The organism is Kitasatospora sp. NPDC085464, from assembly GCF_044541955.1.
Taxonomy (GTDB): domain Bacteria; phylum Actinomycetota; class Actinomycetes; order Streptomycetales; family Streptomycetaceae; genus Kitasatospora.
The window spans coordinates 31,039-52,283 of the sequence record NZ_JBITTM010000006.1 but is presented as its reverse complement, the minus strand read 5'-3'; the positions used below and the strand labels follow the sequence as shown (position 1 = coordinate 52,283).

Here is a 21,245-nt window from a genome sequence, read left to right as displayed (position 1 = left end):
GGTGGGACCAGGGGCCCTCGATCTGATCGACGGCCGGCCCGCCGCCCGGGGTTCACCGCCGGCACCACGAATGCCACGGCGTTACGAACGCCACGGGCTCCACGGGCTCCACGGCCACGGTTCCGGAGGGCGGAAGCCCCCGGCCCCATGGGGGAACCGGCCAGGGGCTTCCGCCCTCCAGAACGGACGACCTGCCGCCGGCGGTTCACCGCCCGGTCCGCCCGCTCAACCGACGCCGACGCCGGCTCCGGCTCCGGCTCCCGCTCCGGCTCCGGCTCCGAAAGACCGGAAGCCCCTGGCCCACGGGGGAACGGGCCAGGAGCTTCCACCCCGGACTACGGCCGACCGGCCGTCACGGGTTCACCGCCAGCACCACGTACCCCGCCAGCACCGCCAGGTGCACCGCGCCCTGCAGCGGCGTCGCCCGGCGCGGGATCACGGTGAGGATGCCCACCACGACCGTCAGCGCCAGCAGCACCATGTGCGCCGGGCCGAGGCCCAGGACGAGCGGGCCGGACAGCCAGGCGGAGGCGATCGCGACCGCCGGGATGGTCAGGCCGATGCTGGCGAGCGCGGACCCCAGGGCCAGGTTGAGGCTGGTCTGCACCCGGTTGCGGACGGCCGCGCGCAGCGCCGCGATGGTCTCCGGCAACAGCACCATCATGGCGATCACCACGCCGACGACGGAGTGCGGGAGTCCGGCGTCGTCCACCGCCTTCTCGATGGTCGGCGAGACGCCCTTGGCCAGGCCCACCACCGAGACCAGCGCGACGGCGAGCAGCAGCAGACTGACCCCGGCGGCCCGGAGGGTGGGCGGGCTCGCGTGGTCCTCCTCGTCCAGCACCCGGCCCTCGGGGGTGACGGCCAGGAAGTAGTCCCGGTGCCGCACCGTCTGGGTGGTCACGAACAGTCCGTAGAGCACGAGCGAGGCGGTGGCCGCGTACGCCAGCTGGGTGGTCGAGAACTGCGGCCCCGGCGAGCTGGTGGTGAAGGTCGGCAGCACCAGGCTGAGGGTCGCGAGGGTGGCGATGCAGGCCAGTGCGGCGCCGGTGCCCTCGGCGTTGAACACGGCGGTGCGGTACTTGACCGCGGCGACCAGGATGGACAGGCCGAGGATCCCGTTGCAGGTGATCATCACGGCGGCGAACACGGTGTCCCGGGCCAGGGTGGCGGACTTGTCCCCGCCGTCGGCCATCAGCGTCACGATCAGCGCGACCTCGATCACGGTGACCGCCACCGCGAGCACCAGCGATCCGAACGGCTCCCCCGACCAGTGCGCGATGACCTCGGCGTGGTGCACGGCGGCCAGCACGGCGCCCACCAGGAAGCAGGCCACCACGCCCACCACCCAGCCGGGCAGGTCCTCGTGCCAGGTCAGGGCGAGGACGACGAACGACACCACCGGAACGACGACGGTCCATTGCACGGCAGCCGCGCGGAGCTTCGTGATCATGCCGCGAGGATCCCAGACCGCCGGCCGCTCGCCCGGGTGCCCGCGCCGGATGCGTATGGATGTGGCACAACTCGTCCCGGCCCGCGCCCTCACCCTCCGTAGTCGGCGAGGTAGCGGAGCACTTTGTCGACATGGGCGCGGACCCGGTCCGGGACTCCCCCGGCCGACTCCACCGTCTTGTCGCTGGTCCGGTAGGCGGCCGAGATCAGCGCGGGCAGGTCGCGGGTGAACCCGGCCCGTTTGAGCTGCTGGTCCAGCCAGCAGACGTAGTTGCCCATCGCGGCGATGGCGTCACCCGGGTCCAGGTAGGACTTGGGGCCGGCGTGGGTGGCCGCCTTGGCCCAGGCGTCGAAGACGGCGGGCGTCCACATGGCGATGCCGTACTCGCCGGTCTCCGGGCGGGCGGCGTTCGGGTCGAAGCCGCTCTCGGCCTTCAGCATCGCGGCCAGCAGCACCGGGGTGACCTCCCGCTCGGGGCAGCGGCGGGCGGCGTTCAGGATCATGTCCCGGTAGGCGACCGGGACGTCCGAGTCCGGCGGGATCGCGCCGGGCAGCGGCGGCGGGCCGCGGTGGGCGCCCGGGCCGGCGGGTTCCGGCCCCCCGGTCAGTGCGAGGACGGTGAACGCGCAGGCCAGCGCACCCGCACCGGCCCGCAGCGCGGCGCGGCGACGCCGGGCCGGACCGGCGGTCGCCCGGGCGACCAGCGCGGCGAGGTCGACGCGGGCCCGCTCCTCCCGCCCGGGGGCCAGGCAGGCGGCGACCACGGGCCGCCAGGGTGCGGGCAGCGCCTCGTCCAGCCGCAGCGGCGCGGCCCCGCGCGCGTACGCCTGGGCGGCCAGCGAGCGGGCCCGGGCGGTGGCGCCGAGGAAGGGGTGCAGCCCGCCGGTGAGCAGCTGGTGGGCGATCACCCCGAAGGCCCAGACGTCGGCACTGGGACGCACCGCGACCCCGCGCGCGCCGGTGCGCTGGGACCACCACTCGGGCGGGACGTGGTCGGGCGAGCCGAGCGGCGGGGCGTACGCGTGGGTGCCCTCCAGCTCGGCGGTGAGGCCGAAGTCGGCGATCCTGGCGCTGCCGTCGGGCATCAGGAGGATATTGGCCGGTTTCAGGTCCCCGTGCACCCAGCCGGCCCGGTGCATGTGGGTCAGCCCCGCGCAGACCTCGGCGAGGACGCGCTCGGCGCCGGGCACCGCCGTGCCCGGTCGGGCGGCGCCCAGCACGTCCTGGAGGCTGCGGGCGGCACGCTCCATGACCAGGGCGACGGCACCGTCCAGGGCCGGGTGGTCCGGGTCCTCGACGGTGACCACGGCGAGGGTGCGGATCAGGTTCGGGTGGTCGGCGCGGCGGCTGAAGCGCTGCTCGCTGCGGGCCATCTGGGCCACCGTCCGACGCTGACCGGGGCTGAACCGGGCGGCCCCGAGCAGTTTGACGGCGGCCCGGGTGCCGTCCGGGCCCTCGGCGGCGTGGACGCTGCCCCAGGCGCCCGCGCCGAGGAACGCACCGAGGCGGTAGCCGGCGATCGGGTAGCCGTCCGGGACGTCGAAGGGCGCGCCGCCCTCCGGCCCGCGGCTCTCCGGCCCACGGCTTTCCGGCGGGCGCGCCTCCGAGGGCTCGGGCCGTTCGGACGGCTCCTGCGTCCCTGGCCGCTCGGACGGCTCCTGCGTCCCGGACGGCTCCGGCCCGGGCCCGGCGGCGGGCTTCACGGCCGGGCGGCCGCGCGCCGGGGCGGGAGCAGGGCCAGGTGCTCCTCCCGGACGAGGTCGAACTTCAGTGCCAGGGCGGCGAGTTCCTCGCGCTTGCCGCCACCCGGACCCTCCTCGTACGGCTCGCGGAGCCGCAGCTTGGTCTCCACGAGGTAGTCGATGTGGTAGTTCACCGCCGAGCGGGTCAGCCCGCGGCAGGAGGGCAGGGCGCGCAGCCGGGCCAGCACCTCGGTCACGCCCGGGACGACGGCGGCGGAGGGCGAGCGCAACCGCGGCTCGCACAGCGCGAGCAGCACCAGGAAGTACTTGGCGGTCGGGTCCAGGGCGAAGGGGCTGACGGTGTGTTCGCCGTCGGCGCCGCCGGGCCGGCCGTCCAGGTAGGCGTGCTGCGGGGCGAAGACCTTGAAGGAGGCGGGTTCGCCCAGCGCGGGCAGCAGCACCCGGGAGAGCTCGAACGGCACGGGCGCGCCGAGCCGGCCGGGGGCGACCTTGATGTGCTCGCCCGCGCCCTCCAGGTTCTCCACGACGTAGGTGGCGGAGCCGCTGAAGTTGGACAGCCGCCAGTAGTCCTCGGCCGCGACCACCTCGCCCGCTCGGCGGGAGACGCCTTGGTCGGGCAGTGGGATGGCGACCGGCCGGCCGGGCTCGCCGCGGCCGAACACCGCGGCCTCGCCGGGGCCCATCCGCACCAGACCGGGCGCTTCTCGGGGCGCCATCTCGGGCCCCGGACAGGGAAGTTGCACGATGACCGTGTCCACGCAGCCACCTCCGTGGGATCGGATCGATGGTATCCGCCCGATTCGCCCCGGAGGCAAACCGCCACCCGGACGAGTGAAGGGACACCGCCAACCCCGCCCGGCCCGCCAGGAGTTGCCGCCCATCTCACCGCGAGGAGCAGGCCGGCGACGCGCTCCGGCGACCGTTTCGGGGGCCCTGCCGCGCCGGGCACCCACGTGACCACAGAGGCAAAGGGTGATCCAAGAGACGGTCAAGGAGGCGTGGAGGACACGCCGATCCGCCGCCGTCCGGACCGCACGGACCCCTTCGGCAGCACGGGCACCGCGTCCGTCCACCCCCGCACGGCAACCCGGACGCCTTCCGGGCGCGACCCGGGACGACCCGCGGACCGCGAAGCGTCGGGCAACGGTTTCGGCCGGGCGATCCCACGCCGTTCGCCCGGGAAAACCGGTGCTGAGCTGGGGAGATGCCGCACGTCGGACCGGCACCCCGGCACCCCGGACGGCGGGGCGGAGGCAGAACGCCGGGCGGTGCCATCGCGCACGAACTGATCATCCGTCAGATCGGCAGCTGTCCGGATACCGAACACTCGGTGAATGGTTGCAGCATGTAGTTGAATGGTCACCATGAGTGTGACGCAACGCACACACGCGACGTCCACAATGTGTGCAACACTCATCCCAAGGAGTGAGATTCCCTTAATTTCCAAGGAGGTTCGCATCATGCGCACTCGGATCGCAGCTGTGATGATGACGGTGGCAGGGATCGCCGGGCTGACGGCGGGCCCGGCCCTGGCTGCCACGGCAACGTCCGAGACCGACGCCGTGGCCTGCGTCACGGTGCTCAACCGCCCCTGCGTCTCGCACCAGACCGACGGCGAGGGCTTCGTCGGCGTCGCCCAGGTCACCGCCGACCCGGGCCAGTTGACGATCGTGAAGGTCGAGGTCCGCACCCAGGCCGCGTGGGGCAGCCCGTGGGAGACCGCCGCCTCGGCCACCACCGTACGGTTCGGCTCCGCCAAGGCCGTCACCCCGCGCGTCGTCACCACCGACCTGCACATGATCTGCGCCACCGCCGGCCCGGCGCTGGACGCTGCCAAGCAGGTCACCACCTGTACCAACCCGTTCTGATCACGGGGCCCTTGACGGGCAGCACGCGCGCCGCCGCCGGCACGACCGAACGGCAGCGGTGACGACAGGACGAGCCGGGGCGCCGCCCCGCTCGGGGCCGGTCGCCGGGACCCCCGTTCCCGGCGACCGGCCCGTCGGCGTTCGGACCCGTCGGCATTCGGGCCCGTCCGACGCCCGGGCCGGGCCGACACACAGGCCCCGCGCCAGGACCCGGCCACCCACCGCCCGGCCACCGCCACCCGGAGTCCACACCCCGGAGTCCGGCGGGAGAACAGCAGGCCACGGACCGGCTCCGACCGGGCCCCGGGTGGACCTGGGGCACCCGTTCACGGCAAACTGGTCTAGACCTCGGAGGTCTAGACCTCAGACGCGCCTCAGAACGGTGGACCCAGTATGGAAATCGTGATCGTCCCAGACGCCCGGGCGGCCGGCGAACTCATCGCCGCGGCGATCACCGATCTGCTGACCGACAAGCCCGACGCCCTGCTCGGCGTGGCGACCGGTTCGACCCCGCTGCCGATCTACCAGTCCCTCGCCGCCCGGGTCGGCGACGGCCGGCTGGACGCCTCCCGGGCGCGCATCTGCCAGCTGGACGAGTACGTCGGCCTGCCGGCCGGCCACCCGGAGTCCTACCGCTCCGTGGTGCTGCGCGAGGTCGTGGAGCCGCTCGGCCTGACCGAGGACTCCTTCCTGGGCCCGGACGGCAATGCGGCGGACATCGCCGGCGCGGCCGCCGCCTACGACCGCGCGCTCGCCGAGGCGGGCGGCGTCGACCTCCAGCTGCTCGGCATCGGCACCGACGGCCACATCGGCTTCAACGAGCCCTGCTCCTCACTGGCCTCCCGGACCCGGATCAAGACCCTGACCCGGCAGACCCGCGAGGACAACGCGCGCTTCTTCGACAGCATCGACGAGGTCCCGCACCACGTCATCACCCAGGGCATCGGCACCATCCTGGAGGCCCGCCACCTGGTGCTGCTCGCCACCGGCGAGGCCAAGGCCGAGGCCGTCGCCCTCGCCGTCGAGGGCCCGCTGTCCGCCGTCGTCCCCGCCTCGGCGCTCCAGCTGCACCCGCACGCGACCGTGGTGGTCGACGAGGCCGCCGCCTCCCGCCTCAAGCTCGCCGACTACTTCCGCGACACCTACGCGGCCAAGCCGTCCTGGCAGAAGCTCTGAGCGCTCCCGCGGCGCAGCCGCGACGGCCGGGGCGCCGGCCACCGATCCCCTCGGTGGCCGGCGCCCCGGCTCGTTCGCGCGCGCGGGCGCCGGCGCCGGGGCACGAGCCGGTCAGCGCTTGCGGAGCCAGCCGGCGAAGGCCTCCAGGGCCGGGCCCGGGTCGCGCCGGCCGATGCCGAGGCGGAAGCGGTCGGTCGGGGTGGGCGTCAGTTCGGAGCGGAAGGTGCTCGCGGGCAGCAGGATGACGCCCGCCTCCTCGACCAGCCCGGCGCAGAAGTCCTCCACGCCGTCCGCCCCGAGGTAGCGCGGGAAGGCGACGCAGCCGCCGTCCGGCGCCCGCCACTCGAAGAGGTCGGCGAACTCGGCGAAGAAGGCGTCGAAGAGCGGCAGGTTCTCGGCGATGATGCCGCGGTTGCGCACCAGGATCCGCTCGCGGGCGGTGATCGCGATCCGGGCCAGCACCTCGCTCGGCGCCGAGTTGCAGATCGTGGTGTAGTGCTTGGCCCGTTCCAGGCGGGAGCGCACCTCGCGGTCCCGGCAGGCGATCCAGCCGATCCGCAGGCCGGGCAGGCCGAGCGACTTGGAGGTGACGTTGAGCGAGAGGGCCTGCTCGGAGAGGTCGGCGGCCTGCGGCAGGGTGCGGGCCGGATCCTGCTCCAGGCCGCGGTAGACCTCGTCCGAGAAGAGCCGGATGCCGCGCTCGTCGCAGAGTTCGACGAGCCGGGTGAAGTCGGCGGCGTCGATCAGCGCGCCGGTGGGGTTGTTGGGGAAGTTGACCGACAGCACCCTGGTGTTCGGGCGCAGCGCCGCCTCGACGGCGTCGAGGTCGAGCGCCCAGTCCCTCCGGTCGTCCAGGGCGACGCCGGTGACCTCGCACAGGGAGAGCGGGACGGTCTCGGCGGACTGGTAGCCGGGGGTCACCACCACCGCGTGGTCGCCCGGTTCGAGCAGCACCTGCATGGCGAGGTTGAGCCCCTCCTGGGCCCCGGCGAAGCAGATCAGGTCGTCCTCGTCGACCCGCTCGTACGTCCCGGCGATCGCCCGGCGGAGCCCGGGGTCGCCGAAGGTCTCGGTGTAGCCGAGGGCGAGGGTGTCCCAGGCCTCGCGGTCCTCGGGGCCGGCCAGGGCGAGCAGCTCGGCCATCGTCATGGTCTGGGCGTCGGAGGCGGTGAGGTGGTGGGGGACGGTGAACTCCCAGCGCGAGAGGTGGGTTTCGAGCCGGAAGTCGGGGAGCTGGGGCATGGAGGCCGTTCCTTCCTGGGGCCTGGGGGTGCTGCGGGGCCGTCGGGCCTTGCGGTCCTACGGCCTTACGGGCCGGCGGGGTGCTTGAGCTCGGCGAGCAGGCTGTAGGCGGTCGAGCGGGATATCCGCAGCGCGGTGGCGACGACCGGGACGGCCCGGCGGACGGCGAACACCCCGGCCTGGTCGAGTTCGCGCAGCACGGCCAGCCGGTCCTCGCGGGTGAAGCGCTCCAGCGGGCGCCCCCGGGCGCGGGCGTGGCCGGCGATCACGTCGTTCATCCGCGCCGTCCAGTCGCGTTCGAAGAGCGGCTCGGGGCGCGGTGCGCTGGGGGCGGCGAAGCCGGCGAGGAGGGCGGCGGCCTGCTCCAGCGGGCCCCGGTCGAGGTTGACGCAGAGCACCGCCGAGGGCTGTCCGGCGTCGTCGCGCAGCACGGCGCTGACCGCGGAGAGCCGGCGGCCGTCGGGCAGCGCCTTCTCGTACGGGCCGTAGACGTCGGGGGCGGTGGGGTCGACCTCGTCCAGTTCGCCGAGCATCGACGGGTCGCCCGGGGCGCGGGGGGTCATCGGGTTCCAGATGGCGAGCACCCGGTCGGTGGCGATGTCGTGCAGCACCACCTCGGCGTACGGGCCGAGCAGCAGGGCCACCGCGCGGCAGGCCGAGGCGAAGGTCCGGACGCGCGGGTCGGGGTTCTCCGAGGGCATGTTCGGACTGTACGTCCGGCCCGGACACTTCGTCCAGGACCGCCGACGGCGGAGGCCCCGCCGGACGGTCCGGGGGTCCGGCAGGACTCCCGGGTTCCGGCGGGGCCTCCGCGCCGCGGTTCGACGGCGGGTTTCAGGTACAGGCGGGTGCCAGGTACAGGCTGGTGCTACGTGCAGGTGATCGACAGTCCGAGGACGGAGGAGCAGCTGCGCGTGTCCCGGCTGGTGGTGGGCGACGGGTCGGCGGGGGTGCCTGCGGTGCGGGCCATGGTGACGTCCCAGCTGCGGATCAGCGAGAGCACTCCGACCTGGATCGTGAAGTGCCGGGTGACGGTCGCGCCCTTGGCGAGCGGGGCGGCCAACGTGCAGGTGAGCTTCCCGACGGCCACGGTGCAGTCGGTGGAGGTGGTGGTCAGGCCGCTGGGCAGGCCGGCGGTGACGGTGGCCGCGGTGATCGGGTCGGGGCCCTGGTTGGTGAGCGTGACCGTGTAGTCGACGCGGCTGGCGAGCAGTTGGGTGACCGGGGTCGCGGTGAGCGCCACGGCCAGGTGGGCACTGGGCGCGGCGTAGGTGAAGCGGTCGGCGGCGACGGCCGCGCTGGTGCCGCCGGGCGTGGTGACCCGGACGTCCACCGGGCCGGTCACGGTGGTGGCGGGGGCGGTCGCGGTGCAGCTGGTCCTGGTGCAACTGAACGCGGTGGCCGGGCCGGCCGCGCCGAAGGTCACCGCGGTGGCCCCGTTCAGGTCGGTGCCGGTGATCGTCACCACGGTGCCGCCCGTCCCGGAGCCGCTGCTCGGGGCGATCGCGGTCACGGCCGGTACGGGCAGCGGGAAGTTCAGCACCTGCACGGCGTTGCCGGCGAAGTCGGCCAGGTAGCCGTGCCGCCCGTCGGCGGCCAGCGCCAGGGTGTACGGGCTCGCGCCGACCGGGACGGTCGCGGTGACGGTGCGGGTGGCGGTGTCCACCACGCTCAGCGTGTTGTCGGCGTAGTCGGACACGTACGCGGTCGCACCGTCGGGGGCGACGGTGACGGCGTACGGGCCGGATCCGACCTGGACGGTGCCGAGGAGCGTGTTCGCCGCGGTGTCGATCACGGCGGCCGTGCTGTCGTCGCCGTCGGCCACCCAGAGCCGGCTGCCGTCCGGGGCGAGTGCCAGGCCGAAGGCACTGTGGCCGACGGGAACGGTGGCGCTCACCGCGCTGCCCACGGTGTCGACGACGTTCACCGCCTTGTCGCCGGAGGCCGCGACGTACAGCCGCTTGCCGTCGGGGGAGAGGGCCAGCCCGTGCGGCTCGGCGCCGACCGGGACGGTCGCGGTCACGGTGTTCGAGGAGGTGTCCAGCACGCTCACCGTGTTGGCGGAGGCGTTGCTCACGTAGGCGCGCGAGCCGTCCGGGGAGATGGCGAGGCCCCAGGGCTGGGTGCCGACCGGGACGGTCGCGGTCACCGTGTTCGTCGCGGTGTCCACGACGCTGACCGTGTTGTCCAGGTGGTGCGTCAGGTAGGCGCGGTGCCCGTCCGGCGAGAGGGAGACCGCGTAGGAGCCGGTGCCGGCGGTGAAGCTGCCGGACACCGTGTTGTTCGCGGTGTCCAGAACGCTCACGGTGCCGCTGCTCTGGCTGGTCACGTAGGCGTGGCCGCCGTCCGGAGCCAGGGCGACGCCCGCCGGGTAGGGGGCCACCGGCACCTGGGCGGTGACGGCCGGCGGCGGTGCGGCGGCCCCGGCGGTGGTGGCGGGCAGGGACAGCAGTGCGGCCGTGGCCGCGGCTATCGCGGTCACGGCCGTCGGGGTTCGACGGGGTGCTCGGCGTGTTCTCACGGTCTCTCCGTTCGGTCGGCGGTCGGCGGTCGGCGGTCGGGGTGGCGCTCGGTACGGGCGGTGCGGTGCGGCACGGGCCGTGCTGCTCGGTACGGGTGGTGCGGTACGGGTGGTGCGGCTGTGCCGTGCGTCACGCGCGGGGCGGGCCCAGGGCCGCACGAAGCGTAGAAGCCGCTCTGACCACCCGTCAGGGAGTGACCGCTAATGTCGCCAACTGTTCAGATTCGACCGGTTCTTCGGGCAGCCTCCGGACCACCCCGGTCAGGGTCGTGCAGAAAATTGGAATTGTGGAGTCGCATTCGATAGCGTTTCGAACGTGAGGCTGACCAAGAGCACCGACATCGCCCTCCGCATCGCCATGCGGCTGGCGGTCCTCGGCGAGGGCGACACCCCGACCACCCGCGACGTGGCCGAGTCGGTCGGCGTGCCGTACACCCACGCGGCGAAGGTGGTCAGCCGCCTGCAGCACCTCGGGGTGGTGGAGGCCCGGCGCGGTCGCGGCGGCGGGCTGATGATCACCTTCGCCGGGCGGACCGGTTCGCTCGGACTGCTGCTGCGGGAGCTGGAAGGCGTCGGCGACGTGGTCGGCTGCGAGGACGACCCGCCGTGCCCGCTGCGGGCCGCGTGCCGACTGCGCGGGGTGCTGCGCAACGCCCAGGAGGCGTTCTTCGCCACGCTCGACCCGTACTGCATCGACGACCTGGTGGCCGCCCCCACCGGACCGGTCCTGCTCAGCCTCACGATCCGCCCCACCGACTGACCCGCCCCACCGACCGATCCACCCCACCGACCGGTCCGCGCCCCTGCGGCCGCTCGGTACCGTATGGCCTTAAATGCGAATCTCAGATACCAGTTAGGAGCCCGACCGATGCTGTCCGCGAAGTCCGCCGAGGTCATCGAAGCCACCCTGCCCGCCGTGGGCGCCGCCATCGGCGACATCACCCCGCGCTTCTACGACCGGCTGTTCGCCGCCCACCCCGAGCTGCTGCGCGACCTCTTCAACCGCGGCAACCAGGCCAACGGCACCCAGCGTCAGGCGCTGGCCGGCTCGATAGCCACCTTCGCCACCGCGCTGCTCGCCCACCCGGACCAGCGCCCCGACGCGATGCTCGCACGGATCGCCCACAAGCACGTCTCGGTCGGCATCGCCGACGATCAGTACGAGATCGTCCACGAGCACCTGTTCGCCGCGATCGTGGAGGTCCTCGGCGAGGCCGTCACCCCCGAGGTCGCCGCCGCCTGGGACGAGGTCTACTGGCTGATGGCCAACGCGCTGATCGCCGTCGAGGACCGGCTGCGCGCCGAGGCCGCCGCGGGCGGCGACCCGGCCGACCTGTGGCGCCCCTACACCGTGGTCACCCGCTACCAGGAGACCGACAGCGTCACCAGCTACCTCGTCCGCCCGGCCGACGGCCACCCCGTGCCGACCTCCCGCCCCGGCCAGTACGTCTCCGTGCGCACCGAACTGCCCGACGGCGCCCGCCAGATCCGCCAGTACAGCCTCTCCGGCGGGGCCGACGGCGCGCTGCGCTTCACCGTCAAGCGCGAGGCCGGCGGCGAGGTCTCCGGCCACCTCCAGGACCACCTGCGCACCGGCGACACCGTCGAGCTCTCCGCCCCGATGGGCGACGTCTTCCTCGCCGAGGGCGACGGCCCGGTCCTGCTCGCCTCGGCCGGCATCGGCAACACCCCGATGACCGCGATGCTCGACCACCTCGCCGCCACCGGCTCCACCCGCCGGATCGTCTCGGTGCACGGCGACCGCGACCAGCTCAGCCACGCCTTCCGCGCCGACCTGGAGCAGCTGACCGCCAAGCTGCCGAACGCCACCGCCCACGTCTTCTACGAGCAGCCGCTCGGCGAGTGGCCGGCCGAGCGCACCGGGCTGGTGAACCTCGCCTCGGTCGAGATCCCGGCCGGCACCACCGCCTACCTCTGCGGCCCGCTGCCCTTCCTGCGCGCCGTGCGCGAGCAGCTGCTGACCGCCGGAGTCCCGGCGGCGGACATCCACTACGAGGTGTTCGGCCCGGACCTCTGGCTCGGCGCCTGATCCCGGGAACCCCGGCCTGACCGGGCTCCCCGCACCGGCACCGGTCCGCCCGTACGACGACGGGCGGGCCGGTGCCGCAGTGCTGCGGGTTCCGTACGGCTGCGGGTTCCGTACGGCTGCGGGTCCCGTACGGCATCAGGCCCTACCGGGCCGGTTCACGCGGGGACCGGGGCCGGCCTGAGCTCCAGGGTGCAGCACTTGGCCCCGCCGCCGCCCTTCAGCAGCTCGGAGACGTCCACCGGGATCGGCTCGTAGCCGTGGTCGGCGAGCCGGCCCGCCAGGTTCTTGGCCGTCTCCGGCAGCAGCACCCGGCGGCCGTCCGAGACCGCGTTGAGCCCGAACGCCTCGGCGTCCGCGCGGTCGGCGAGGACGGCGTCCGGGTAGAGCGTGCGCAGCGCGGCGCGGCTGTCGGCGTCGAACGCCTCCGGGTAGTACATGACGTGGTCGTCCGCGAGCACGGCCAGCGCGGTGTCCAGGTGGTAGAAGCGCGGGTCGACCAGGGTCAGGCTGACCACCGGGACGCCGAACAGCTCGCCCGCCTCGGCGTGCGCGGCGCGCGAGCTGCGGAAGCCCGTCCCGGCGAGCACCCGGCGGCCCACCACCAGGTGGTCGCCCTCGCCCTCGTTGACCTGCCCGGCGCGACGCACCTCGCGGTAGCCGCGCGCCCGGAACCAGGCCTGGTAGGCGTCCGACTCGGCGGCGCGCTGCGGGTGGCGGAAGGTCGCCACCAGCACCCGGCCGTCCAGCACGGTCGCGCCGTTGGCGGCGTAGACCATGTCGGGCAGGCCGGGCAGCGGGTCGATCAGCTCGACGGTGTGGCCGAGGCGGCGGTACGTCCAGTACAGCCGCTCCCACTGGCGGAGCGCGAGCGCGGTGTCGGTGGGCTGGGACGGATCCATCCACGGATTGATCGCGTAGTCCACGGTGAAGTGCGTCGGCCTGCACATCAGGTAGCGCCGCGGCCGGGCGGTGCGCTCCGGGGTCTGCGTGGGCATGGCTCAACCGTCCTTGGATCGCGGGGAGCTCGGGGTTCCGCCGGTACGGAACACCTCGCTGTTGCAGAGGCGGCTGCCCCGGCGGCACCGTTCGCACACCAGCGCGGGCGCCCCCGGTGGACGCACGCCCCCGCGCACCCGGCGCGAGCACCGGCGCACGGGTCCTCCGGTGCTACCGGCGGGTCCGCGCGCGGACCGCGGTCGGCGCGGCGCCTCGGGGCCCGCTACCAGCGGACCGCGGCGAAGTCCACCGGCGCGGACCGCAGCTTGCGGCAGCGCTCGGCCAGCGAGCGCAGCCGGCGGTCCGCCTCCTCGGCCGGCATCCGGCGCCGCTCCCCGTGCCCGGGGAGCAGCCACTCGAAGCGGAGCACGCCCAGGCTGCGCTCCAGCGAGGCCGCCTGCTCCTCGATCGAGTACCAGGTGATGGCCTCGTGCACCTCCACGTCCCCGGTGGTGCGGGACCAGTACAGGCTGTCGCCGCTGAAGCAGTACCGCTCGTCGGCGACGAACAGCACGCTGCCGCGGGTGTGACCGGGGAGCGGGTGGGCGACCAGGCCGGGACCGACCTCCACCGGCTCGGTGCCGCGCAGCACCCGGTCCGCGTCGGGGGCGGCGTCGACGTCGCCCTCGTGGATCCAGAGCCGGGCGCCGAGCCGGTCGGCGTACTCCCGGCCGTGCCGGGCGTGGTCACGGTGGGTCAGCAGGACGTCGGTGACCGGGCCGAGCGCGGCGTAGCGGGCGGCCAGCTCCTCGCTGTAGCGGGGCGTGTCGACCATCACCCAGCCGGTGGGGCGGCGGCAGAGGTAGGAGTTGGCGCCCGCCGTGAGGCGGGAGTTGTGGCCGAGCAGCAGCACGCCGTCGTCGAGGGCGAGCGGGAAGGGGTCGTCGGCCGGGTCGAGCCGGCCGGAGGCGGGGCGGACGGAGCGGGTCGGGCAGGCGTGGGCGGCGGCCAGCAGCTGTCGGCGTTCGGCCTCGTCGCGCGGCTGGCGGACCAGCTCGGAGCGGCCGGCGCGCTCGCGGACCAGGTCGGGGGCGAGCTGGCGGGCGACGTCGCAGTTGGTGCAGCGGTCGTCGATCGACCAGTTCTCGGGCACGTCGGAACGCGGGTTCGTGGCCATGGATGTCTTCCCCCAGAAGGACGGCGGCCGGGGCGGCCGCTCCCTCGAAGCATCGGCCGCACGGGCCCGAAAGCGGAAGGGGGGACGGTCCTTGTGCTTTGCCGGGCACGGCGCTCTGCGCCGCCGCGCGGGGCCGACGAGGGTACGTGGTCCATCTCACGTGCCGCCACGGTCACCTACGGTGGCGTAGGTCACTTGATTAGGTGAACTATCTCTTTCATGCCGAACCTCCAGGAGACCCTCGACCTCGATTCGTACGCCGCCCTCGGGGACAGCTTCACCGAAGGCCTGAACGACCCCGGTGCCGACGGCAGGTTCGCCGGATGGGCCGACCGCCTGGCCGCGATGCTCGCCGACGGACGTCCGCCGGGCGACTTCCGCTACGCCAACCTCGCGGTGCGCGGCCGGCTGCTGGACCAGATCACGGCCGAGCAGGTGCCGGAGGTCCGTCGCCTCCAGCCCGACCTGGTCACCTTCTGCGCCGGCGGCAACGACATCCTGCGGCCGGGCGCCGACCCGGACGAGGTCGCCGAGCGCTTCGAGGCGGCCGTCGTCCAACTCACCGAATCCGCCGGGACGGTGCTGATCTGCACCGGCTTCGACACCCGCGACGTTCCGCTGCTGAAGCACCTGCGCGGCAAGATCGCCACCTACAACGGCCACATGCGGGCCGTCGCCGACCGCAACGGCTGCAAGGTGGCCGACCTCTGGTCGCTGCGCGCGGTGCAGGACCGCCGTGCGTGGAGCGAGGACCGCCTGCACCTGTCCCCCGAGGGCCACCAGCGGGTCGCCCTGCTGGCCGCCCGCTCGCTGGGCCTGGCCACCGGGCAGGACCCGGAGGCGCCGTGGCCGGACGCCCCCGTGCTCACCTCCGCCGACCAGCGGCGCGAGAACATCCAGTGGGCCCGTGAGCACCTGATCCCATGGGTCGGCCGGCGCCTGCGCGGCGAGTCCTCGGGCGACCACGTCGAGCCCAAGCGGCCCGACCTGATGCCGCTCTGACGGATCGTCATCCCTGTCGGGCCGCTCCACCGGCCGCCGCGGGACGCACGCCCCGCGCCGCCCGGTGGAGCAGCGCGGCACCGGCCGCGCCGACCAGGTACCAGAGCAGGTCCGGCGGGTTGAACGTCGAGCCGAGGACGAGCCGGGCCAGGACACTGCGGCGGCCCCACGCGTCCGGCAGGCCGGTGAGCTGGAACAGCTCCACCGCCCAGCTCAGCCCGGCCGCCCACGCGGCGGCCCGGACGGGGCGCATCCGCGGCGCGGCGAGCAGGACCAGGCAGTACAGCAGGACGGTGTAGAGCGCGTCCCCCGCGTACTTGGTGACGTCCCCGTCCGCCACCGCCCGCACGCCCAGGCCCGCGGCCACCGTCGTCACTGCTGCTGCGCCTGCGGCCGTACGCGCACGCAGGTTCCCCCGAAGATCGTCCATCCGGCCCACGCTACCGGCCGCCCGGCCGGGCGCCGCACGCACCACCCGGCGCGCCCGGGCCCGGCGGAGCGGGCAGAGCAGGCAGAGCAACCGGAACGCGTCGGGTGCGGCCGCCGGTCCGGGGGCGAGACCAACCCCACCCGCCCGTCCGGAACCACCGCGCGGCCCCGGACGTCACTCCCCCCGATGAATCACCATCCGCGCAGGTCGCGGGCGGGTAAGGACCGGAAGGGACGGGCGGGGCGCGGTGGCGCGGATGACCGAGGCAGTGGACGGGGCGAAGCCGGGAGCAGCGACGGGGGGCCGGGGCGGGCTGCCGGGCGTCGTGGCGCAGCGCAGTGCGCCTGGTGCGGGCGGCCCGGAGGGGCGGGCCCGGCGCGGGTTCTCGGTGGCCGGGTTCGCCCCGGCCCAGGACGGGCAGGCGCGGGAGCGCGGCAAGGAGCTGCGGGCGCGGATGCCCCGGGAGCGGCACGCGGAGTTCGCCGTCACCGCCGGGCGGCCGACGGCCGTGGAGGCGCTTGAGGCGTCGAACGCCGGCCGGATCGCCGAGTTGGTGGCGATCCGGGTGGGGCGGATGGCCGCCACGCCGTTCGCCTTCCTGCGCGGATCGGCCGGCCTGATGGCGGCCGACCTCGCGGGCACGCCGGTGACCGGGGTCGGCGCCCAGCTGTGCGGGGACGCGCACGCCGCCAACTTCGGGCTGTACGGTGACGCGCGCGGCCAGCTCGTCATGGACATCAACGACTTCGACGAGACCGTGCACGGCCCCTGGGAGTGGGACCTCAAGCGGCTCGCCGCCAGCCTGGTGCTGGCCGCCCGGGAGACCGGCGCGCGCGAGAGCACCGCGCGCGAGGCCGCCGAGCACGCGGCCGGCTCCTACCGCCGGACCATGCGGACGCTGGCCAAGCTGCCCGCCCTGGACGCCTGGAACGCCGTCGCCGACGAGCAGTTGGTGTCCTTCGCCGAGGCGCACGACCTCGCGGACGTGCTGCGCAAGGTCGGCGCCAAGGCGCTCGGCAACACCAGTGCGAAGTTCGCGGCGCGCAGTACCACCCGCACGCCGGACGGCGGTTGGCGCTTCACGGCCGCTCCCCCGGTGCTCACCGAGGTGCCCGACGCGACCGCCCGGGCCGTCGCCCACGCGCTCGGCGCGTACGTGGAGACGGTGCCCGCCGAGGTGCGCACGCTGCTGTCCCGGTACCGCGTGCAGGACGTGGCGTTCCGGGTCGTGGGCACCGGCAGCGTGGGCACCCGCTCGTACGTGGTGCTGCTCACCGACCACCGGGACCAGCCGCTGGTGCTGCAGGTGAAGGAGGCCCGCCCGTCCGCGCTGCTGCCGTACCTGCCGCAGGCGGAACAGGACGGCCACGAGGGCCGCCGGGTGGTGCTCGGCCAGAAGCACATGCAGGTGGTCAGCGACACCCTGCTCGGCTGGACGACCGTCGACGGACTCCCCTACCAGGTGCGGCAGTTCCGCAACCGCAAGGGCAGCGTCGACCCGGCCGCGCTGCAGCCCTCGCAGCTGGACGACTACGCGCGGATCACCGGCGCGCTGCTGGCCCGGGCGCACGCCCACACCGCCGACCCCGGTCTGCTGGCCGGGTACTGCGGCAAGGGCGAGGCGCTGGACGAGGCGGTCGCGGCCTTCGCCGTCGCCTACGCGGACCGCACCGAGGCGGACCACGCCGACCTGCTCACGGCGGTGCGCAGCGGGCGGCTGCCCGTCGAGCACGGCGTGTAGCCGCCCCGACCGGTCGCGCGACCGTTCCGGCGGGACGGGTAGCCGCCCCGAGCGGAGGCGTGGACCGCACGTGCGGTCCACGCCGGTGGTCACTCCGACAGGAACGGCGCCACCACGGCGACGAACTCCTCGGGCCTGGCACCGTGCACCAGGTGCCCGGCCTCGATCGTGACGAGGCGGCAGTCCGGGATCCGCCGGGCGAGTTCGGCGATCCGCTCCTGGGGGACGTGGCTGGCCGCGCCGCCCGCCACCACCAGGGTGCGGGCGGTGATCCCCGCCAGCCCCTCCCGCCAGGCCGGGTCGGGGTCGTCGAGCTGGGCCCGGACGGCCCGGACCATCGCCCAGTCGAAGTGGACGTCCTCGTCCGGCTCGTCCGGCAGCGCGCTCGCGGGGCGCGGGTACAGGGCGGGGATGTCCTCCAGGACGAGCCGGTGGACGCGTTGCGGCGCGGCCTGGGCGAGGAGGTACGCGACGGCCCCGCCCATCGAGTGGCCGACCAGGTCGACGCGGGCCAGCCCGAGCGCGTCGAGGAAGGCCAGCACGTCGTCGCGCATCTCCGGCAGGCCGTAGGCGCCCGGCCGGCCGCTGTCGCCGTGGCCGCGCAGGTCGAGCGCGTGGACGTGGTGGCCGGGGGCGAGAGCGGGCAGCACCACGTCCCAGTCGGAGGCGCGCTCGCCGAGCGCGTGCAGCAGGACCAGCGGCGGGCCGTCGGCGGGCCCGCTCTCACGGTAGGCGAGCGTCACACCGGGCAGGTCCACGGTCCGTTCGTCGGTCATGGCGACCACCGTACGGACCGCGGGCCGGTCAGCGGACCGGCGTTCGCTCCGGGCGCAGCGCGACCGGCTCCTCCCCGTGCCGCTCGTCCTCGTGCTGCTCGTCCTCGTGCCGCTCCCGCGCGGTGGCGCGGCCCGCGAGGACCGAGGCCAGCACGGCGACGCCGGCCACCGCCGCGCAGACCGTGCTCGCGGTGAGGTAGGCGGCGCGGTGCCCGCCGCCCCCGGCGGTCTCCCGCAGGTAGACGCCGGACAGCGCCGACACGGCGACGGCCGCCGCGATCCGCTGCGCCATCTGCAGGATCGCCCCGCTCACCCCGGCCGCCTCGGCGGGTGCGTGGCGCAGAACGAAGGCCTGGTTGGTGGATCCCATCAGGCCGATCGAGGCGCCGCCGAGGAGCTGCAGCAGCGCCAGCAGCCAGGGCAGGACGGCGGCGGACGCCCAGTGCGCGACCAGCCCGCCGGCGAGCATGGCCAGGGCGGAGCCGGTCATGCCGACGGTGACGGTGCGTCGGCCGAAGCGCTGGACGACCCGCCAGGCGAGCGCGGAGGCCACGCCCATCGCGACGGCGGAGGGCAGCGCGACCAGCGCGGCGCCCATCGGGGAGAGTCCGAGGCCGTCCTGGAGGAACATGGTCAGGACCAGTGACGCCGCGAGCGAGGAGCCGAACTGGGCCATCGCCGTCGCCGTGCCGAGCGCGTACGGGGCGGAGCGGGTGAGCGCGGGGTGGATCAGCGGGTGGCCGCCGGAGCGGGCGTAGCGGCGCTGCCACCCGGCGAGCGCGCCGAGCAGGAGGACGGCGGCGGTCGCGAAGGCCGCCCAGCCGGTCCAGCCGGGGGGCCGGACGAACGGCAGCATCAGGGCGAGGGTGAGCGCGCCGACCAGCAGCAGTCCGACCAGGTCGAGATCGGCGTGCCGGGTGCTGGGGCGGGGCCTGGGCAGGTGGCGGGCGGCCAGGGCGACGGTGGCCAGGCCGAACGGCATGTTGAGCAGGAAGGTCAGCCGCCAGCCGTGCTCGGGGCCGGCCGCCGCCAGCACCGCGCCGCCGATCGGCGGGCCCAGGGCGAAGGCGAGCCCTCCGGTGACGGCGTACATGCCGAGGGCGCGGGCCCGCAGCTGGCCCTCGAAGACGTCCTGGAGGGTGCCGATCATCTGGGAGTTGACCAGGCCCGCGCCCGCTCCCTGCACCAGCCGGGCGGCGATCAGCACCGCGGGCTCGGTCGCGGTCGCCGAGACCAGGCTGACCAGTGTGAACAGGGCGAGCCCGGAGACGAAGAACCACTTGCGGCCCTTGACGTCGCCGAGCCGCCCGCCGGGGATCAGCGCCAGGCCGAAGGCGAGCGAGTACCCGGCGACGATCCACTGCAGGTCGGCGGGCCCGGCGTGCAGGCTCTCGCGCAGCGCGGGGATGGAGGTGTTGAGCACGGACTGGTCGAGCAGCGTGGTGAAGCCGCCCGCGACGCAGACCAGCAGGACGCGGCGCCCGGCGGCGTCGAAGCGCTGCGCGGCTGTCGGGCCGGTGGCGCTCACGGCTCGACCACCACCAGGGCGTACCGGGCGTCGCCGGGGCCGAGGCTGCGGAAGCGGCTGGTGGCGCCGACGTAGCGCAGGCAGTCGCCGGGGGCGAGCAGCTGCGCCGCGCCGTCCACGGTCAGCTCCAACGCCCCCTCGAACAGCCAGAGGTGGTGCTCCCGGCCGGGCGTGCAGGCGCGGTCGTACGCGATGTCGGCGCCGGCGGGCAGCCGCCCCTCGATGATCTCGGCCCGCAGCGAACCGTGCGGCGGCGAGACCGAACGGCGCACGAAGCCGGTGCTGTCGTCCCGCCACACCTGCTGCTCCCCGGCCCGCACCAGCCCGGCCGGGCCCGCCGCCTCCACCTCGGCGAGCAGCCGCGACATCGACCGCCCGTAGACGGCGCACAGCCGCCCGAGCAGCGCCGCCGTCGGGCTGACCTCCGCCCGCTCCACCCGCGACAGCGTCGAGCGGCTGATGTCCGCCAGCCGCGCCAACTCCTCCAACGTCCACCCTCGTTCGAGCCTCAGCTCGGCGAGCCGTTGCGCCAGCCGCTCGTCGACGGCCGTATCGATTCCCATATTCGCGATGCTATCCCGGATATGAGATCCACTCCCCCGGATATCCCGGTTCCGATCGGCGACGCGGCCACGCCGGTCCCGTACTCCCGCCCGTACTCCCGCCCGTCCGACCGGCCCGGGACGCCGCCCATCTTTGTGGCTTCGACCAGTACGGCGCCCTGGCGGGCGTGCGGTTGACTGCCCGCCAGGGGCAGCGACCCGTCCCGACGACGCGGCCGCGACCACGGATCCGACGGAAGGACGACGCGATGGGCGTGCAGCAGTACGACGGGATCGGCGAGGCGTTCGAGGGCTTCAAGTCCCTGCCCCTGATGCGCTTCGGCGAGGTGCCGAGCGTCCTGGGCATGGTCGGGGACGTGCGCGGCAGGTCGGTCCTCGACCTGGCCTGCGGCACCGGCTTCTACAGCCGGGAGTTCAAGCGGCGCGGCGCCGCGGAGGTGTTCGGGGTCGACATCTCCGGCGAGATGATCGCCGCCGCCCGGGGGATCGAGCAGCGCGACCCGCTGGGCGTGGGCTACGAGGTCGGGGACGTCGCCGAACTGCGGCCGCTCGACCGGCGCTTCGACGTCGCCCTGGGCGTGCAGTGCCTCAACTACGCGGGCTCCGTCGCCGAGATGGAGCGGATGTGCCGCAACGTCCACCGGAACCTGGCGCCCGGCGGGGAGTTCTTCCTGCTCGCCCAGAACCCGGACTACCGGTTCGATTGTCCGTCCCTGGAGACGTACGGGTTCCGCTGCGAGCCGCTCGGCGAGGAGAGCGAGACGGGCCCGCGGATCCGGGTCACGGCGCTCCTCGCCCCGCGGCCGATCAGCATCGTCGCCACGGCCCCGCGCCGCGAGGTCTACGAGCAGTCGCTGCGGGCCGCCGGGTTCGGCGGGCTGGAGTGGGTGCCGCTGCAGGTGTCCGAGGCCGGACTGCGCGAGTACGGCGAGGACTTCTGGGCGGACCTCCTCGCGTACCCACCGCTGGAGATGCTGCGCTGCCGCGCCTGACGACCGCTCGGACCGCCCGGAGCGCCGGGAGTACCGGGGCACCCGGAGTACCCGGCGAACCCGGAGCTCGCGGAGCTCCCGCCGGCA

Annotated in this window: 19 protein-coding genes; 7 read left to right on the top strand and 12 right to left on the bottom strand. The window is 74.7% G+C overall.

The genetic code is table 11. From position 1 onward, the window contains the following. Window positions 1-352: 352 nt before the first annotated feature. From ACIGG8_RS07100 to ACIGG8_RS07090, 3 genes are all read right to left on the bottom strand, one after another. Window positions 353-1,453, bottom strand: a complete 1,101-nt coding sequence (locus tag ACIGG8_RS07100; protein ID WP_396546225.1) for a calcium:proton antiporter — start codon at window positions 1,451-1,453, stop codon at window positions 353-355. Between the two features lie 89 nt (window positions 1,454-1,542). Beyond that, window positions 1,543-3,156 carry a serine/threonine-protein kinase gene (locus ACIGG8_RS07095; RefSeq protein ID WP_396546224.1) on the bottom strand — a complete coding sequence of 538 codons (1,614 nt, stop codon included), beginning with the start codon at window positions 3,154-3,156 and terminating at the stop codon, window positions 1,543-1,545. Then, complete coding sequence (locus ACIGG8_RS07090) at window positions 3,153-3,914, bottom strand: serine/threonine protein kinase (RefSeq protein ID WP_350520954.1); 762 nt, start codon at window positions 3,912-3,914, stop codon at window positions 3,153-3,155. Before ACIGG8_RS07090 ends, ACIGG8_RS07095 begins: the two co-directional genes overlap by 4 nt. Before the next feature lie 702 nt (window positions 3,915-4,616). Between ACIGG8_RS07090 and ACIGG8_RS07085 the strand changes: the two genes are divergently transcribed. Beyond that, the gene (locus ACIGG8_RS07085) at window positions 4,617-5,024 is read left to right on the top strand and encodes a hypothetical protein (RefSeq protein WP_350520955.1); all 408 of its coding nucleotides are present in this window, start codon (window positions 4,617-4,619) and stop codon (window positions 5,022-5,024) included. Window positions 5,025-5,417: 393 nt separating this feature from the next. After that, window positions 5,418-6,200 carry a glucosamine-6-phosphate deaminase gene (locus ACIGG8_RS07080; RefSeq protein WP_396546223.1) on the top strand — a complete coding sequence of 261 codons (783 nt, stop codon included), beginning with the start codon at window positions 5,418-5,420 and terminating at the stop codon, window positions 6,198-6,200. 111 nt (window positions 6,201-6,311) lie between these two features. On the opposite strand, the gene ACIGG8_RS07075 is transcribed toward ACIGG8_RS07080, so the two are convergent. From ACIGG8_RS07075 to ACIGG8_RS07065, 3 genes are all read right to left on the bottom strand, one after another. Further along, window positions 6,312-7,442, bottom strand: a complete 1,131-nt coding sequence (locus tag ACIGG8_RS07075; protein ID WP_396546222.1) for an aminotransferase class I/II-fold pyridoxal phosphate-dependent enzyme — start codon at window positions 7,440-7,442, stop codon at window positions 6,312-6,314. Window positions 7,443-7,507: 65 nt separating this feature from the next. Next, window positions 7,508-8,143, bottom strand: a complete 636-nt coding sequence (locus tag ACIGG8_RS07070; RefSeq protein ID WP_396546221.1) for a transcriptional regulator — start codon at window positions 8,141-8,143, stop codon at window positions 7,508-7,510. A gap of 167 nt (window positions 8,144-8,310) precedes the next feature. Continuing rightward, on the bottom strand, window positions 8,311-9,924 hold the full coding sequence (locus ACIGG8_RS07065; RefSeq protein ID WP_396546220.1) for a beta-propeller fold lactonase family protein: 1,614 nt from the start codon (window positions 9,922-9,924) through the stop codon (window positions 8,311-8,313). A 355-nt stretch (window positions 9,925-10,279) separates the two neighbouring features. On the opposite strand from ACIGG8_RS07065, the gene ACIGG8_RS07060 reads away from it, so the two are divergent. Together ACIGG8_RS07060 and ACIGG8_RS07055 are read left to right on the top strand one after the other, a co-directional pair. After that, the gene (locus ACIGG8_RS07060; RefSeq protein WP_396546219.1) at window positions 10,280-10,723 is read left to right on the top strand and encodes an RrF2 family transcriptional regulator; all 444 of its coding nucleotides are present in this window, start codon (window positions 10,280-10,282) and stop codon (window positions 10,721-10,723) included. Window positions 10,724-10,831: 108 nt separating this feature from the next. Then, the gene (locus ACIGG8_RS07055) at window positions 10,832-12,013 is read left to right on the top strand and encodes a globin domain-containing protein (RefSeq protein ID WP_396546218.1); all 1,182 of its coding nucleotides are present in this window, start codon (window positions 10,832-10,834) and stop codon (window positions 12,011-12,013) included. Between the two features lie 155 nt (window positions 12,014-12,168). On the opposite strand, the gene ddaH is transcribed toward ACIGG8_RS07055, so the two are convergent. Further along, window positions 12,169-13,008, bottom strand: coding sequence for a dimethylargininase (ddaH, locus tag ACIGG8_RS07050; protein WP_396546217.1), 840 nt, complete (start codon window positions 13,006-13,008; stop codon window positions 12,169-12,171). Window positions 13,009-13,232: 224 nt separating this feature from the next. Then, window positions 13,233-14,126, bottom strand: coding sequence for an MBL fold metallo-hydrolase (locus ACIGG8_RS07045; RefSeq protein ID WP_396546216.1), 894 nt, complete (start codon window positions 14,124-14,126; stop codon window positions 13,233-13,235). Window positions 14,127-14,345: 219 nt separating this feature from the next. Here ACIGG8_RS07045 and ACIGG8_RS07040 point away from each other — a divergent pair, with 219 nt between their 5' ends. After that, entirely contained in the window at window positions 14,346-15,128 is a 783-nt protein-coding gene (locus tag ACIGG8_RS07040) for an SGNH/GDSL hydrolase family protein (protein ID WP_396546215.1), read from the top strand. A gap of 7 nt (window positions 15,129-15,135) precedes the next feature. Here the strand turns inward: ACIGG8_RS07040 and ACIGG8_RS07035 are convergent, their stop codons facing one another. Further along, the gene (locus ACIGG8_RS07035; protein ID WP_396546214.1) at window positions 15,136-15,558 is read right to left on the bottom strand and encodes a DUF2809 domain-containing protein; all 423 of its coding nucleotides are present in this window, start codon (window positions 15,556-15,558) and stop codon (window positions 15,136-15,138) included. A gap of 256 nt (window positions 15,559-15,814) precedes the next feature. Here ACIGG8_RS07035 and ACIGG8_RS07030 point away from each other — a divergent pair, with 256 nt between their 5' ends. After that, window positions 15,815-17,299 (top strand): DUF2252 domain-containing protein, encoded by a 1,485-nt coding sequence (locus tag ACIGG8_RS07030; RefSeq protein WP_396546213.1) that lies wholly within the window; start codon window positions 15,815-15,817, stop codon window positions 17,297-17,299. A gap of 89 nt (window positions 17,300-17,388) precedes the next feature. Here ACIGG8_RS07030 and ACIGG8_RS07025 read toward each other — a convergent pair whose 3' ends face one another. From ACIGG8_RS07025 to ACIGG8_RS07015, 3 genes are read right to left on the bottom strand one after another with little or no spacing between them, the layout of a single operon-like run. Beyond that, the gene (locus ACIGG8_RS07025; RefSeq protein WP_396546212.1) at window positions 17,389-18,075 is read right to left on the bottom strand and encodes an alpha/beta fold hydrolase; all 687 of its coding nucleotides are present in this window, start codon (window positions 18,073-18,075) and stop codon (window positions 17,389-17,391) included. Between the two features lie 28 nt (window positions 18,076-18,103). After that, the gene (locus ACIGG8_RS07020; RefSeq protein ID WP_396546211.1) at window positions 18,104-19,603 is read right to left on the bottom strand and encodes an MFS transporter; all 1,500 of its coding nucleotides are present in this window, start codon (window positions 19,601-19,603) and stop codon (window positions 18,104-18,106) included. Then, entirely contained in the window at window positions 19,600-20,166 is a 567-nt protein-coding gene (locus ACIGG8_RS07015; protein ID WP_396546210.1) for a helix-turn-helix domain-containing protein, read from the bottom strand. The genes ACIGG8_RS07020 and ACIGG8_RS07015 overlap by 4 nt, the downstream gene beginning before the upstream one ends. A 248-nt stretch (window positions 20,167-20,414) precedes the next feature. Here ACIGG8_RS07015 and ACIGG8_RS07010 point away from each other — a divergent pair, with 248 nt between their 5' ends. After that, window positions 20,415-21,158 carry a class I SAM-dependent methyltransferase gene (locus ACIGG8_RS07010; RefSeq protein WP_396546209.1) on the top strand — a complete coding sequence of 248 codons (744 nt, stop codon included), beginning with the start codon at window positions 20,415-20,417 and terminating at the stop codon, window positions 21,156-21,158. Window positions 21,159-21,245 lie beyond the last annotated feature (87 nt).

What these genes read in the sequence shown, in the direction of transcription:
- ACIGG8_RS07070 (WP_396546221.1), bottom strand. Translation starts at nt 8,143, where the DNA reads ATGCCCTCGGAGAACCCCGACCCGCGCGTCCGGACCTTCGCCTCGGCC.
- ACIGG8_RS07010 (WP_396546209.1), top strand. Translation starts at nt 20,415, where the DNA reads ATGGGCGTGCAGCAGTACGACGGGATCGGCGAGGCGTTCGAGGGCTTC.
- ACIGG8_RS07015 (WP_396546210.1), bottom strand. Translation starts at nt 20,166, where the DNA reads ATGGGAATCGATACGGCCGTCGACGAGCGGCTGGCGCAACGGCTCGCC.
- ACIGG8_RS07080 (WP_396546223.1), top strand. Translation starts at nt 5,418, where the DNA reads ATGGAAATCGTGATCGTCCCAGACGCCCGGGCGGCCGGCGAACTCATC.
- ddaH (WP_396546217.1), bottom strand. Translation starts at nt 13,008, where the DNA reads ATGCCCACGCAGACCCCGGAGCGCACCGCCCGGCCGCGGCGCTACCTG.
- ACIGG8_RS07085 (WP_350520955.1), top strand. Translation starts at nt 4,617, where the DNA reads ATGCGCACTCGGATCGCAGCTGTGATGATGACGGTGGCAGGGATCGCC.
- ACIGG8_RS07075 (WP_396546222.1), bottom strand. Translation starts at nt 7,442, where the DNA reads ATGCCCCAGCTCCCCGACTTCCGGCTCGAAACCCACCTCTCGCGCTGG.
- ACIGG8_RS07045 (WP_396546216.1), bottom strand. Translation starts at nt 14,126, where the DNA reads ATGGCCACGAACCCGCGTTCCGACGTGCCCGAGAACTGGTCGATCGAC.
- ACIGG8_RS07025 (WP_396546212.1), bottom strand. Translation starts at nt 18,075, where the DNA reads ATGACCGACGAACGGACCGTGGACCTGCCCGGTGTGACGCTCGCCTAC.
- ACIGG8_RS07030 (WP_396546213.1), top strand. Translation starts at nt 15,815, where the DNA reads ATGACCGAGGCAGTGGACGGGGCGAAGCCGGGAGCAGCGACGGGGGGC.
- ACIGG8_RS07055 (WP_396546218.1), top strand. Translation starts at nt 10,832, where the DNA reads ATGCTGTCCGCGAAGTCCGCCGAGGTCATCGAAGCCACCCTGCCCGCC.
- ACIGG8_RS07035 (WP_396546214.1), bottom strand. Translation starts at nt 15,558, where the DNA reads ATGGACGATCTTCGGGGGAACCTGCGTGCGCGTACGGCCGCAGGCGCA.
- ACIGG8_RS07100 (WP_396546225.1), bottom strand. Translation starts at nt 1,453, where the DNA reads ATGATCACGAAGCTCCGCGCGGCTGCCGTGCAATGGACCGTCGTCGTT.
- ACIGG8_RS07040 (WP_396546215.1), top strand. Translation starts at nt 14,346, where the DNA reads ATGCCGAACCTCCAGGAGACCCTCGACCTCGATTCGTACGCCGCCCTC.